Annotated in this window: 12 protein-coding genes; 9 read left to right on the forward strand and 3 right to left on the reverse strand. The window is 56.7% G+C overall.

What is annotated here, in order from left to right; genetic code table 11:
* Positions 1–84 precede the first annotated feature (84 nt).
* From D777_RS11695 to D777_RS11720, 6 genes are all read left to right on the forward strand, one after another.
* Positions 85–1,086 (forward strand): TPR end-of-group domain-containing protein, encoded by a 1,002-nt coding sequence (locus D777_RS11695; protein WP_081849537.1) that lies wholly within the window; start codon positions 85–87, stop codon positions 1,084–1,086.
* A gap of 205 nt (positions 1,087–1,291) precedes the next feature.
* A complete protein-coding gene (locus D777_RS11700) occupies positions 1,292–2,404 on the forward strand; it encodes a branched-chain amino acid ABC transporter substrate-binding protein (RefSeq protein ID WP_036132341.1) in 1,113 nt (370 codons plus the stop codon).
* Positions 2,405–2,566: 162 nt separating this feature from the next.
* Positions 2,567–3,490 carry a high-affinity branched-chain amino acid ABC transporter permease LivH gene (livH, locus tag D777_RS11705; protein ID WP_036132342.1) on the forward strand — a complete coding sequence of 308 codons (924 nt, stop codon included), beginning with the start codon at positions 2,567–2,569 and terminating at the stop codon, positions 3,488–3,490.
* A complete protein-coding gene (locus D777_RS11710) occupies positions 3,490–4,761 on the forward strand; it encodes a high-affinity branched-chain amino acid ABC transporter permease LivM (protein ID WP_036132343.1) in 1,272 nt (423 codons plus the stop codon). The genes livH and D777_RS11710 overlap by 1 nt, the downstream gene beginning before the upstream one ends.
* A 6-nt stretch (positions 4,762–4,767) precedes the next feature.
* On the forward strand, positions 4,768–5,523 hold the full coding sequence (gene livG / locus D777_RS11715; RefSeq protein ID WP_036132344.1) for a high-affinity branched-chain amino acid ABC transporter ATP-binding protein LivG: 756 nt from the start codon (positions 4,768–4,770) through the stop codon (positions 5,521–5,523).
* 9 nt (positions 5,524–5,532) lie between these two features.
* Entirely contained in the window at positions 5,533–6,234 is a 702-nt protein-coding gene (locus D777_RS11720) for an ABC transporter ATP-binding protein (protein ID WP_036132346.1), read from the forward strand.
* 75 nt (positions 6,235–6,309) lie between these two features.
* On the opposite strand, the gene D777_RS11725 is transcribed toward D777_RS11720, so the two are convergent.
* Complete coding sequence (locus tag D777_RS11725; protein WP_036133028.1) at positions 6,310–6,744, reverse strand: hypothetical protein; 435 nt, start codon at positions 6,742–6,744, stop codon at positions 6,310–6,312.
* 320 nt (positions 6,745–7,064) lie between these two features.
* On the opposite strand from D777_RS11725, the gene D777_RS11730 reads away from it, so the two are divergent.
* The 3 genes from D777_RS11730 (at position 7,065) to D777_RS11740 (ending at position 10,374) form a co-directional block, all read left to right on the forward strand.
* Complete coding sequence (locus D777_RS11730) at positions 7,065–7,529, forward strand: DUF3015 domain-containing protein (protein WP_036132348.1); 465 nt, start codon at positions 7,065–7,067, stop codon at positions 7,527–7,529.
* Positions 7,530–7,618: 89 nt separating this feature from the next.
* Positions 7,619–9,484, forward strand: coding sequence for an Lnb N-terminal periplasmic domain-containing protein (locus D777_RS11735; protein ID WP_036132350.1), 1,866 nt, complete (start codon positions 7,619–7,621; stop codon positions 9,482–9,484).
* Positions 9,485–9,585: 101 nt separating this feature from the next.
* Positions 9,586–10,374 (forward strand): alpha/beta hydrolase, encoded by a 789-nt coding sequence (locus D777_RS11740; protein ID WP_227501753.1) that lies wholly within the window; start codon positions 9,586–9,588, stop codon positions 10,372–10,374.
* A 227-nt stretch (positions 10,375–10,601) separates the two neighbouring features.
* Here D777_RS11740 and pnp read toward each other — a convergent pair whose 3' ends face one another.
* Positions 10,602–12,716, reverse strand: coding sequence for a polyribonucleotide nucleotidyltransferase (gene pnp / locus D777_RS11745; protein WP_227501769.1), 2,115 nt, complete (start codon positions 12,714–12,716; stop codon positions 10,602–10,604).
* 346 nt (positions 12,717–13,062) lie between these two features.
* Entirely contained in the window at positions 13,063–13,332 is a 270-nt protein-coding gene (gene rpsO, locus D777_RS11750; RefSeq protein ID WP_036132354.1) for a 30S ribosomal protein S15, read from the reverse strand.
* Positions 13,333–13,334 lie beyond the last annotated feature (2 nt).

Consider the following 13,334-nt stretch of genomic DNA (forward strand, 5'->3'; position numbering starts at 1 on the left):
CAACCGCCGACAGGTGCATTTTTTCTGTTTGCCACTATGGTAAGGTCACACGTTTCGTGAAATCCCGACAACGGAAACCACTTGATGATCGACAGACGACTGCTTCTCACCGGAGCGCGATGCCAATCTTCCGCCGCCCACCGCGGCTCGCCATCATTTCGAATACTAGCCACCGTATTCGCAGTGCTGCTGCAGATATTCGCTTCGCTGTCACACGCCCAGAGTGACGAAAGCGCCGCTGCACCGGAACGGCAGGATGTCACCTCAGAAGATGTGGCGGCAGCGCTGTCGGACCTTGAAGAGCCCATGTACACCCCCTTCATTGAGCTGTATCTGCTCGAAGAGAGCAAAGCCCTCCGCAAAGAGATGCAGAACACCCGCGCGGAACTGATTGAAAAGGTGGTCGACAAAGAACTGTCGGTGGCAGACAAAACCATGGCCTACGCCACCGATACCGTTACCTACTTCTTTTACCTGATTGCCGGCGCGACATCCGTGCTGGTGGTCTTCGGCTGGAACTCGATCCGCGATATGCGCAATCAGCTCACGAGTCTTGCCGAGAAGCGGGTCAACGAACTGGTTGTGGAGTATGAGTCACGCCTGAAGTCCATTGAAGAGCAACTCCAGCAGAAGTCCGACATCATTCACCAGAACCAGGCAGAGATAGAGCGCACCAACGAGGTGCATTCGCTCTGGCTTAAGGCAAGCCAGGAGACCTCACAGCAGAACAAAATCGCCGCCTACGACCAGATTCTTGACCTTCGGCCCGATGACGTCGAGGCTCTCAGTTATAAAGCCGATGCGGTTCTGGAAATGCAGGAACCGCTTTGGGCCATCAGCCTTTGCCTGCGAGCCCTCAAGCTGGCTCCGGATAACGGACATGCCCACTACCAGTTGGCCTGCGCCTATGCAGAAATCGGCCGCTGGGAAGACGCCATCGCCACATTGCAGAAAGCCATCGACATTTCAGAAGCCTATCGGGATGATGCCTCCGTCGATATGAGCTTCGAACACCTGCGCGAGCACGAAAATTTCCGCGCACTTGTATTTAACGACCAGGACGAACTCGACGACAGGGACGCGTGACAGCTCTCAGAACGGCACAGGGTTTGCTATACCTTCGAGGACAGTCAGTCTTACAAGGCGGGAGTCGTCTCAGCCTCCGCCAAAAAGCAACTCTGTGTTCCCGAGCAAACTATGGCCCGATCTGCTTGACAAGCAGCAGGCTGTGGTGTTTGTTTAACTCTCTGAGAACACAAGAATAACCCTGAACCAGACAGGACAGAACCCAATGAGAACTCCAGTTAAAAAACTCGCAATCGCTGTCAGCACATCCATTGCCCTCCTTGGCGCGGGCCAGGCCGCTGCCGAGATCCAGGTAGGCATCGCCGGCCCGATGACCGGCCCCGTTGCCCAGTATGGTGACATGCAGTTCTCCGGAGCCCGCATGGCCATTGAACAAATCAATGCCAACGGCGGCGTTAACGGCGAAAAGCTGGTGGGCGTCGAGTATGACGACGTCTGCGACCCCAAACAGGCCGTTACCGTTGCCAACAGTCTGGTCAATGATGGCGTCCGCTTTGTGGTCGGCCACCTCTGCTCCAGCTCCACCCAGCCCGCGTCCGACATCTATGAGGATGAAGGCATCCTGATGGTAACCCCAGCCTCTACCAGCCCGGAAATCACCGAGCGTGGCTATGAGCTGGTATTCCGCACCATCGGTCTCGACAGCATGCAGGGACCGGTTGCCGGAAACTATATCGCCAGCCTGAACCCAGAGCGTGTCGCCATCGTTCATGACAAGCAGCAGTATGGTGAAGGTATCGCAACCGCCGTGCGTGACACCCTCAAGGGCCAGGGCGTTGAAATCGCCATGTTCGAGGGCATCACGGCTGGCGACAAAGACTTCTCGTCTCTGATCACCAAACTCAAGCAAGCTGACGTCGACTACGTTTATTACGGTGGCTACCACCCCGAGCTCGGCTTGATTCTGCGCCAGGCACGCCAGGCTGACCTTGATGCCACCTTCATGGGCCCGGAAGGCGTGGGCAACAAGGACATCAACACCATCGCTGGCGAAGCCGCCGAAGGTCTGCTAGTAACCCTGCCACCGAGCTTTGACCAGAAAGCTGAAAACCAGAAGCTGGTTGCCGCTTTTGAGTCCAAAGGTGAAGACCCGTCAGGCCCGTTCGTCCTGACGTCCTACGCTGCCGTACAACTGATTGCCGAGGGCATCGAGAAGGCCGACTCAACCGACCCCTTCGACGTCGCCGAAGCTCTGCGCAGCAACAGTTTCGAGACGCCCATTGGCACCGTTGAGTACGACAAAGCCGGCGATATGAAGTCATTCGAATTTGTTGTCTACGAATGGCATTCAGATGGAAGCAAAACTCCGGTAAAATGAGCCAAAATCGTTAAAAAACGGTAATACTGAGAGCACCTTCTCACCGCGATCCGGGAGAAGGTGTTTTTCTAGGCTCCTGTTGAACCTCCCCCATGACTGGCACGGATAACCCGTTCCGGGGATGCGGAAGCGGAGGGAGCAGGCTTTCGGAGCTCCAAAACAATGCAAGACCTCCTGTACTTTTCCCAACAGCTCATTAACGGGCTAACGATCGGGAGCGCCTACGCCCTGATCGCCATCGGTTACACGATGGTTTACGGCATCATCGGCATGATCAACTTTGCCCATGGTGAAATCTACATGATTGGCGCATACACCGCGCTGCTCGCCATCACCGGACTCGCCACACTCGGCGTGACCTGGTTGCCTCTGATACTTCTCATCGCGCTGATTTGTGCCATGATCGTTTCCAGCTCCATGGGCTGGGCCGTCGAGCGTGTCGCCTATCGGCCAGTCCGGGGACGACACCGCCTGATCCCGCTGATCTCAGCCATCGGCATGTCGATTTTTCTCCAGAACTACGTCCATCTGGCCCAGGGATCCCGCAATATCGGCTTCCCGGCGCTGATTGAAGGCGGCTTCCAATTCGGCTCATCAGGCGCATTCCAGATGTCCCTCTCCTACATGCAGATCACCATCTTCATAACCACCCTCATCTGCATGACCCTGCTCTCCCTGTTCATATCCCGTTCCCGCACCGGCAGAGCCTGTCGGGCTGTGTCCCAGGATATTGGGATGGCCAATCTGCTAGGCATCGACACCAACCGGATCATTTCCGCCACGTTCGTGATTGGTGCCGCCCTGGCGGCCGTTGCCGGCCTGTTGCTGGGGATGTACTACGGTTCTATCGACCCACTGTTCGGATTCATCGCCGGCCTCAAGGCCTTCACTGCAGCAGTACTCGGCGGCATCGGCAGTATCCCGGGCGCTATGCTGGGCGGTCTGATCCTGGGCGTATCCGAGAGCATGACCTCAGGCTACCTCAGCGGTGAATACAAGGACGTGGTTTCCTTCGGCCTACTCATTCTCATTCTGCTGTTCAAACCCACCGGCCTGCTCGGCAAACCGGAGGTTGAGAAAATCTGATGGCTGCTAACAACCTCAAGCACGCGCTGTTTTGCGCGGTCGTAACGCTCGTTATCGCCTACCCGATCCTGGGCCTCAACCTGGAAGCCCAGGGCATCAACGTCACTCTCGAAGGCGCCGACGCATCCACCGTGATCTCGGTTCTGGCTGCGGCTGTCGTGGTCTTCCTGTTCCAGCTGTTCCGGGACAACATCCTGTCCGTCCTGAAGAGCGTCCCATCGCCGCTCCCCAAAAGCCAGAAGGAGCCCATGGCGGAGAACAAGCGCGCACGGATTGAATCCTGGGTGCTGACGGGGATTGTGATTCTCGCCCTGTTCTGGCCGTTCTTCGTGTCCCGCGGCGCCGTGGATCTGGCCACACTGGTGCTGATTTACATCATGCTGGCGTTGGGATTGAACGTCGTGGTCGGCCTGGCCGGCCTGCTGGATCTGGGCTATGTCGCCTTTTACGCCGTAGGGGCCTATACCTTCGCCCTGCTCTCCCAGTATGCCGGCGTGTCTTTCTGGGTAGCCCTGCCCATTGGTGCGTGCCTGGCCGCGCTGTTTGGTTTCACTTTGGGCTTTCCGGTACTGCGACTGAGGGGGGATTATCTCGCCATCGTCACCCTCGGGTTCGGCGAGATCATCCGGATCCTGCTCAACAACTGGACCTCCCTGACCGGTGGCCCGAATGGCGTGGGCGGCATTCCCGACCCGACACTCTTCGGCATGGAATTTGGCCGGAGGGTAAAGGAAGAAGGCAATGTTTCATTCCATGAAACCTTCGGTATCGCCTACAGCGGTGAACACAAGGTTATCTTCCTCTACCTCATCGCCCTGGTCCTGGCGGTCTTTACCGCACTCGTGATTCGCCGCTTTATGCGCATGCCGGTCGGACGCTCCTGGGAAGCGCTGAGAGAAGACGAAATCGCCGCGCGTTCTCTGGGCATGAGCCGGACTGCCGTCAAGCTGTCCGCGTTCACCATTGGTGCGTTTTTCGCCGGTTTTGCCGGAACCGTGTTTGCCTCAAAGCAGGGTTTCATCAGCCCTGAATCGTTCGTCTTCCTGGAATCCGCCATCATTCTCGCCATCGTCGTTCTCGGCGGAATGGGCTCCCAGATCGGTGTGGTACTGGCAGCAATCGCCGTCACCATATTGCCCGAGCTGGCCCGGGAATTCTCAGAATACCGGATGCTGATTTTCGGTGCCGCCATGGTGCTGATGATGATCTGGCGACCACAGGGCCTGATGCCTGTGCGCCGCATCCACATTGAACTCAGCAAGCAGGAGTGACGGACGATGCTTGAAGTACAGAATCTGTCCATGCGCTTTGGCGGCCTGCTGGCTGTTGATCAGGTGTCCCTGGACGTAAACGAGCGTGAAATCGTGTCGATCATCGGCCCAAACGGCGCCGGAAAGACCACTGTATTCAATTGCATGAGCGGTTTTTACAAGCCCACGGGCGGCAAGATCCTGTTTCAGGGCCAGGAAGTTCAGGGCAAGCCTGACTACAAGATTTCACGGCTGGGTATGGTGCGCACCTTCCAGCACGTTCGCCTGTTCAACAACATGACCGTGGTAGAAAACCTGCTGGTCGCCCAGCACCGGCATCTCAATACCAACCTGCTGGCCGGGCTGCTAAAAACGCCCGATTACCGCGAGCGGGAGCGGAAGTCCCTGGACCGTGCTGCCTACTGGCTCAACCGGGTCGGCCTCATGGACATGGCCAATCGGGAGGCCGGCAACCTGGCCTACGGTCAGCAGCGCCGTCTGGAGATCGCACGGTGCATGGTGACTGAACCCAAGCTGCTCATGCTGGACGAACCGGCAGCAGGCCTGAACCCGGCGGAAACCAAGGACCTCAACCAACTGATCGTCAGCCTTAAAGAAGACTATTGTGTGTCTGTCGTGCTGATCGAGCACGATATGAGCCTGGTAATGGACATCTCGGACCGGATCAATGTCATCAACCAGGGGCGCCCCCTGGCCAGTGGCACCCCGGAAGAAATCCGCCAGAATGACGACGTGATCAAAGCCTATCTGGGTGAGGCCTGAGGAAAAACCATGCTAGTACTAGAAGATGTCCATACGCATTACGGCAAAATCGAAGCACTGCACGGCGTCTCGGTTGAGGTCAACAAAGGCGAAATCGTCTCCCTGATCGGCGCCAACGGAGCGGGTAAAACCACCCTTCTGATGACCGTCTGTGGCAACCCACAGGCCAGCTCTGGCCGCGTCATTCTGGAAGGCCGGGATATCACCCGTGCACCAACCGCCGAGATCATGCGCTCCGGCATATCCATTGTGCCCGAGGGGCGGCGTATTTTCTCTGGCTTGACCGTCGAGGAAAACCTCTTCATGGGCGGTTTCTTCAATGGCAAAGCCGAAAACCGGAAGACCCTGGAGCACGTCTACGAGCTGTTCCCGCGCCTGAAAGAGCGGGAACTCCAGCGTGCAGGCACCATGTCCGGCGGCGAGCAGCAGATGCTGGCCATCGGTCGGGCGCTGATGAGCAAGCCAAGAATGATCATCCTTGATGAACCATCGCTTGGGCTCGCCCCCATCATTATCCAGCAGATCTTCGAGATTATCGGGCACCTTCGGGATGAAGGTATTACCGTGTTTCTGGTAGAACAGAACGCCCACCAGGCCCTGAATCTGGCTGATCGCGGATATGTCCTGGAAACAGGGCGCATCCGCCTTCAGGATACCGGCAAAAACCTGCTCGCCAACCCGGACGTCCAGAACGCCTATCTGGGCGGCTGAGCCTGCGAGGGCCCCAAGCACAAAAAAGCCGGAGCATGTCACCATGCCCCGGCTTTTTTGTCTCAGGCACCGCGTTTACTTAACGCTTTTGATCGTGCCCTTGTAGCCTTCAACAGTCACGTCAATGGTGCCGTAAACGACGTAGTCGTTTTTCTTGACGGTGTAGCGCGGAGCCACAATCACGTCAGCACCGGATGCTGAAATGGCGTTGTACGCGGCTGCAGATTTCACTGCGGAAACCGGATCGAGGCCGCCCAGACCCAGGCTGCTGCCACCGCCGTTACCATAGGCCATACCATCCGCGTATTCGTTGTCATCACTCATGGTGAAGAACAGAATTTTGGTGGCGGATGAGGTGCCAGTGATTTTCTCGCCAACTTCGATATCAGCCTTGATATCCGTATCAACAGAGCCGTTCAGGGGAACGGGGCTGGAGCTGACGTTAAGGGAGGAACAACCGGTGAGGGCGCCGGCCAGTACGAGACTGGAAGCGATAAGTACGTTTTTCACAAAAAACTCTCCATGTGTTTGTCGATCAGCCTTCATGGCTGCGCGCACTATACTGAATTCACCTTTATGTAACAATACGCAATTTAAAATCTCTGTTTAGACACTTTTGAAATATGAACACGTGATCAGATTTCTCCGGATTCTTGGGCCAAATCAATAACTCACTAATCTTTAAGCTTGCAGATGCAGGATTTGAACTATACTCAAGCCAACGGTCGTTCTGTCTCCACAAAACAGTCAGGGCCGTTCAAGCATTCACCACCCGACCGCGGTGGCGAAATGTGCGACGACAGCTAAAAAACCACATAAAGGAGTGGATAATGAAAAAACTGATCGCAGGTGCAATTCTTCTCGGCGCTTCCTCCATGGCTTTCGCACAGCCTGGCTGTGGCGTTGGTGCCATGATCTGGAAAGGACAGTCCGGTATTGCCCCACACGTCCTGGCCGCAACCACTAACGGTACTTTCGGTAACCAGACTTTCGGTATGACCACCGGTACCCTCGGCTGCTCCACCAACCAGGCCGTACAATCCATGGCCATGTACATGGACAGCAACATCGACAAGGTTGCCCGTGACATGTCCCGCGGATCCGGCGAAAACATCGACACCCTGGCCGTACTGCTGGGCGTTGAAGAAGCCGATCGTGACACTTTCCGCAAGACCCTGCAGGACAACTTTGCGACCATCTTCCCGAGCTCTGACACCACCTCTGGTGAAGCGGTAGACGCCATCGTTGCCCTGATGGAACAGAACGACGATCTGAGCAAGTACGTCGCAGCCTGATCCAGGCCGCACTGAAGGAATCGCTCATGCGCCAGGGACGGCGCATCATTTCTCAAAATCCTCCAACTTCCGGACAATGATCAACAGCCATGGGCAACCTGCTTCGCCTTGGGCCAGCCTTGTTATTGCTCGCCCTCACTCTACCCGCCCAGGCGGACACACACACAAACGACGAAGCCCTGTACCAGGATCCAGCCTGGCTCATTCTTGGCCACTACCAGGAGGACACCTGGGGCGACGGCTACACCAGCCAGGCCGACGATCCCGATTTTTTCCTCAGCGATCTCGGCAAGCATTCGCCGCAGGCCGAACTGCAGGCCACGCTCAGCGCGATACGTCAGCCCGGTAACGGTGACGAACACGCACGCTGCCGTTTTCCAGCCCGCACCGAATGGCTGCAGCAACGCCTTGGACTGGAGCTGCCTCCGATCGAATGCCCCTCCTATGACGAGTGGGTAAATACCCTGAATACAGAGACAGTGACACTGGTCTTCGCTGCCTCCTACCTGAACAGCCCTTCCTCCATGTTCGGGCACACGTTCCTGCGACTCGATCCGCCCAGCGATGACGAACAAACCAATCTCCTGTTGGCCAGCACGATTTCCTACGCCGCAGACGCCGCCGCTCATGACAGCGAACTCCTGTTTGCCTACAAGGGGATCTTTGGCGGCTATCCCGGCATCACCACCGTCCAGCCCTATTACGAAAAAATCCGCCTCTACTCGGATATTGAGCACAGAGACCTCTGGGAATACACCCTGAACCTCGACCAGAGCGAAGTGGACTTGCTGCTTGCCCATGCCTGGGAAATTCGGGACCACAATTTTGACTACTACTTCTTCGACGAGAACTGCGCCTACCGCCTACTCGCATTGATTGACGTGGCACGCCCGGGCACTGACCTGCTGGGCGAAGTGAGCACCCACGCCATACCATCAGACACCGTGCGTTGGGTTGTGGACAAGGACTTGGTCAGCGACGTCTATTACCGCCCATCGGCAGCCACATCCGTCGCCTACAGCTTGTCTACGCTGCCATCCGAGCATCAGACCTTGTCGGCGGCCATCGCCAACGGCTATGTCGAAGTGGATTCCGACGAGGTTACCGAATTGCCGCCCAAAGCGCGTGCCAGGGTTCTGGATGCAACCTATGATTATGTCCGCTACCAGAGCGAGGCGGAGGGCTGGCCAAGGGATATAGCCGCGCCGTTGTCCCACGACCTGCTGAGAGCCCGCAGCAGGATCGACCACGCAGCAGCACCAGAAACGCCGCCGGAGCCGGGCGTCAGGGATGATCAGGGCCACGACACCTTTCGCCTGAGCCTTGGCGGAGGCCAGCATGCGCACCGGGAGTTTACTCAGGTGACCCTGCGTCCGGCGTACCACGACGTTCTCGATCCACCGGCTGGTTATCGTGGCGGAGCCCAGTTGCAGTTCCTCCGCATGGACGCGCGCTATTACACCGACAATGATGAACTCCAACTGGAAAAACTGACGGGCGTGGAAATACGTTCCCTGAGCCCCCGAAACCAGTTTTTCTCCCCGCTGTCATGGCAAGTCGGGTTCGGCGGGCGCAGGACGGATATCGGTAACAAGAGGGTCCTGACCCCTTACCTCGAAGGTGGCGCCGGCGGCAGCTGGCGGCTTGCCACCGGCACCCAGGCCTTTGCCATCGCCACTGCCGATCTGGAAATCGACGACGACCTTCGCCGGGGCTACGACGCCGCCCCTGGCGCTGACCTTGGTCTGCTGTTTCAAAGCGACCGCCTGAGCCTGATAGCCGGCGCCAAAACCAAAGCATGGATCGTGAGCAGCCAGCATCGACAGGACCAGGCCTACGCCAAAGCCAATTGGCACTTTGGCCGCGAATTCAGCCTATTTGCCGAATTCACCCGGGAAGATCACTACGACAGGTACCAGAGTCTATGGCAGGCAGGATTGCACGCTTACTTCTGACATCGCCAACGGGCAGTTCACTCCAACCCGGGCGTTTCAGGCAGGCTATAGTTAGCCTACTGCTGATCACCGCGGCCTTATTAAGCGGGGGCTGCAGCAGCGTGTTCTTTTATCCGGATAACGTAACTTACATTACCCCGGACCGATTGAACCTGGAGTATGAAGACATCTACCTCGACACACCCGACGGCGAACGCCTTCATGGCTGGTGGCTCCCGGCAGCAAACGACAACGCCCCTGTAAAAGGCACCATCTACTACCTGCACGGCAATGCCCAGAACATCAGCAGCCACCTACTCAACGTTGCCTGGTTGCCCGCTGAGGGCTACAACGTCTTCACCATCGACTACCGCGGCTACGGCAAGTCCAGTGGCGCCCCAGACCTTGAGGGCGCCTTACATGACGTGGAAACCGGCCTGCGATGGCTGGGCGCAAAAAACGGCGTTAGTGATCGCCCACTTTACCTTCTGGGCCAGAGCCTCGGCGGCGGACTGGGCATTGCGCTTGCCAGCGAATGGGTCAAGCGCGAGGAACAGCCAGCACTGAATGGTGTGGTCCTGGACAGCACCTTTTCCGGTTTCCGCCTGATTGCACGCGAAAAACTTGGCTCATTCTGGCTCACCTGGCCTTTCCAGATCCCCCTGAGCTGGACCATCCCCGACGACTATGAGGGCATCGACCGAATCCCGGAGATCAGCCCCACTCCGGTCATGATCATCCACAGCGCCCGTGACGGAATCATTCCCTACCACCACGGCGTCGCACTCTACGGCGCAGCGAAAGAACCCAAGACGTTCCTTAAAACGGATACCCCACACGCGGCTACTTTTGTGATACCGGCGTACAAAGGGGAAGTTTTGGAATTCTTAGAAAAACGTTCAGAAAAATAGCGAGTCAAAAAACTGGGCAGGCGCGATCATTATTTGGGGTGAGGTTCGGGCGGTGGTTTCCAAAACTGTTGAGGGCCATGGACGGCCCGAAACAAACGCACATGGATGTGCTAGTAGTGTGTTTTGGAAGCCACCGTCCGAATCTCACTAGCACCATGACCCGAACACAAGACACAAAAAAACCCGCCAAAAGGCGGGTTTTTCAAGACTGTAAAAACTAACCAGTCTTAGTCAGAAAAGTCAGTCGGCTGCTCGCCTTCCTGAACTTCCTTCATGGACAGCTTAACGCGACCACGATTGTCCACATCCAGCACTTTAACCAGAACTTCCTGACCTTCGCTCAGCTCGTCAGAAACATTCTCGATGCGACGCTCGGAGATCTGGGAGATATGAACCAGACCATCCTTACCCGGCAGAATGTTTACAAACGCACCGAAGTCCACAATCCGCTCAACGCGGCCCTTGTAGATGGCACCAACTTCAATCTCAGCGGTAATTTCCTTCACCCGATTCACGGCCGCTTGAGCCGCCGCCTGGTCGTCCGCATAGATCTTCACATTGCCGTCATCGTCCAGATCGATAGACGCACCGGTTTCTTCACAGATGGAGCGGATGGTTGCACCACCCTTACCGATCACATCGCGGATCTTGTCCGGATTGATCTTGATAGCGGTAATGCTAGGTGCACGGGCAGACAGCTCCGGACGGGACTCGGCGATCACCTTGTTCATCTCACCCAGGATATGCAGACGTGCAGAATGAGCCTGCTCCAGAGCGATTTCCATGATCTCGTCGGTGATGCCGTTGATCTTGATATCCATCTGCAGAGCAGTAATACCGTCTTTGGTACCGGCAACCTTGAAGTCCATGTCGCCCAGGTGATCCTCATCACCCAGGATATCGGTCAGAACCGCGAAACTCTCGCCTTCCTTGACCAGACCCATGGCAATACCCGCAACTGGCGCCTTCAGAGGAACACCTGCGTCCATCAGTGCCAGACTGGAACCACAGACAGAGGCCATGGAGCTGGAACCGTTGGATTCAGTAATCTCGGATACCGCGCGGATGGTGTACGGGAATTCTTCGATGGTCGGCATAACCGCCGCAACACCACGCTTGGCCAGACGACCGTGACCGATTTCACGACGGCCCGGGCTGCCCATACGACCAGCTTCACCAACGGAGTACGGAGGGAAGTTGTAGTGGAACAGGAACGGATCCTTGCGCTCACCTTCCAGAGCATCAATGATCTGCATGTCACGGGCCGTACCCAGAGTGGCCGTTACGATGGCCTGGGTTTCGCCACGGGTGAACAGAGCAGAACCGTGAGTGCTCGGCAGAACACCAACCTCAACCTCGATCGGACGAACGGTCTTGTTGTCACGACCATCAATCCGTGGCTTGCCGTCGATAACCTGCTGACGAACAACCGACTTCTCGATCTTGCCGAAGTACTTCTTGACCTCTTCCTCGGAAGGCTGGCCTTCTTCCTCACCGGCAAACTTTTCAACCGCTGCGGTCTTGATCTCGCCAAGACGAGCGTAGCGATCCATCTTGTCACGGATGCTGTAGGCTTCTTCGATGGCACCGGAGAACTCCCCTTTCAGGGCGTTCAGCAGCTCGGTGTTTTCCGCTTCCGGAGTCCACTCCCAGCGCGGTTTGCCGTTCTCGGCAGCGAATTCCTTGATCGCGGTGATCGCGGTCTGCATTTCCTGGTGAGCAAACAGAACGCCACCCAGCATCTGGTCTTCGCTGAGGCCTTTCGCTTCGGACTCAACCATCAGTACCGCGTCTTCGGTACCGGCAACGACCATATCCAGCAGAGACGTTTCCAGCTCTTCGTAGGTCGGGTTCAGGAAGTAGCCACGCTCGTTGGTGAACGCCACACGGGAAGCACCGATCGGACCGTCAAACGGGATACCGGAAATAGCCAGCGCTGCAGACGCAGCCAGCATAGCGGCAATGTCCGGATCCTGGGTTTTGTTGGCAGACATCACAGTCAGGACAACCTGAACTTCGTTCATGTAGCCATTGGGGAACAACGGACGAATCGGACGGTCGATCAGGCGGGAGGTCAGAGTTTCCTTTTCGGACGGACGACCTTCGCGCTTGAAGAAACCACCTGGAATTTTACCAACCGAGTAAGTCTTCTCGGTATAGTTAACGGTCAGCGGGAAAAAACCCTGTCCCGGCTTCGGCTCTTTGGCACCAACAACCGTACCAAGTACGGATACGTCGTCGATGGAAACGAGAACCGCACCGGTTGCCTGGCGCGCAATCCGACCAGTTTCCAGAGTGACCGTCTTGCCACCCAGTTCAAATGTCTTCTTTACGGGATTCAGATCCACAAGTAACTCCTGATATATCTTTTTCAAATTGATTCGATCCACGCACCCCTGTGCGTTGATCGTTTATCTGCAGGTCACCGCCGTGGGATCCGAACCCAACCCGTCTGAAAGCTAACAGGCTGTTGCAAAACCCCGGAAACACCAAGGCCCGGGCCTTCCAACAACCTGCTATCAATTTCGGCTTTCCATTTAACGACAGGGAATTCCTCGAACTCACTGACAGCATCGCTGCAATACTTGCTTAGCTAAAAAGCACAACCGGCGAGACTTCAAAGAGCCCCGCCGGTTGTTGGCTGGTGCCGGCCGGGGCCGAACCAGCCTTCAGGTCGAAAAGACCGGATTAGCGACGCAGACCCAGACGCTGGATGAGATCCAGGTAACGGTCAGCGTTTTTGCGCTTCAGGTAGTCCAGCAGCTTACGACGCTGGTTTACCATCCGAATCAGACCACGGCGGGAATGGTGATCCTGCTTGTTGGTCTTGAAGTGATCCTGCAGCTTGTTGATGTTGGCGCTCAGCAGTGCAACCTGAACTTCAGGAGAACCGGTATCGCCTTCACCTTGCTGAAAATCCTTAACGATCTGTGCCTTTTCGTTGGCTGAAAGAGCCATAA

It is taken from the genome of Marinobacter nitratireducens (assembly GCF_000708045.1).
GTDB lineage: Bacteria > Pseudomonadota > Gammaproteobacteria > Pseudomonadales > Oleiphilaceae > Marinobacter > Marinobacter nitratireducens.

Excerpts from the sequence above, each read along its gene's own strand:
- D777_RS11695 (WP_081849537.1), top strand. The coding sequence starts at position 85 with ATGATCGACAGACGACTGCTTCTCACCGGAGCGCGATGCCAATCTTCC.
- D777_RS11700 (WP_036132341.1), top strand. The coding sequence starts at position 1,292 with ATGAGAACTCCAGTTAAAAAACTCGCAATCGCTGTCAGCACATCCATT.
- livH (WP_036132342.1), top strand. The coding sequence starts at position 2,567 with ATGCAAGACCTCCTGTACTTTTCCCAACAGCTCATTAACGGGCTAACG.
- D777_RS11710 (WP_036132343.1), top strand. The coding sequence starts at position 3,490 with ATGGCTGCTAACAACCTCAAGCACGCGCTGTTTTGCGCGGTCGTAACG.
- livG (WP_036132344.1), top strand. The coding sequence starts at position 4,768 with ATGCTTGAAGTACAGAATCTGTCCATGCGCTTTGGCGGCCTGCTGGCT.
- D777_RS11720 (WP_036132346.1), top strand. The coding sequence starts at position 5,533 with ATGCTAGTACTAGAAGATGTCCATACGCATTACGGCAAAATCGAAGCA.
- D777_RS11730 (WP_036132348.1), top strand. The coding sequence starts at position 7,065 with ATGAAAAAACTGATCGCAGGTGCAATTCTTCTCGGCGCTTCCTCCATG.
- D777_RS11735 (WP_036132350.1), top strand. The coding sequence starts at position 7,619 with ATGGGCAACCTGCTTCGCCTTGGGCCAGCCTTGTTATTGCTCGCCCTC.
- rpsO (WP_036132354.1), bottom strand. The coding sequence starts at position 13,332 with ATGGCTCTTTCAGCCAACGAAAAGGCACAGATCGTTAAGGATTTTCAG.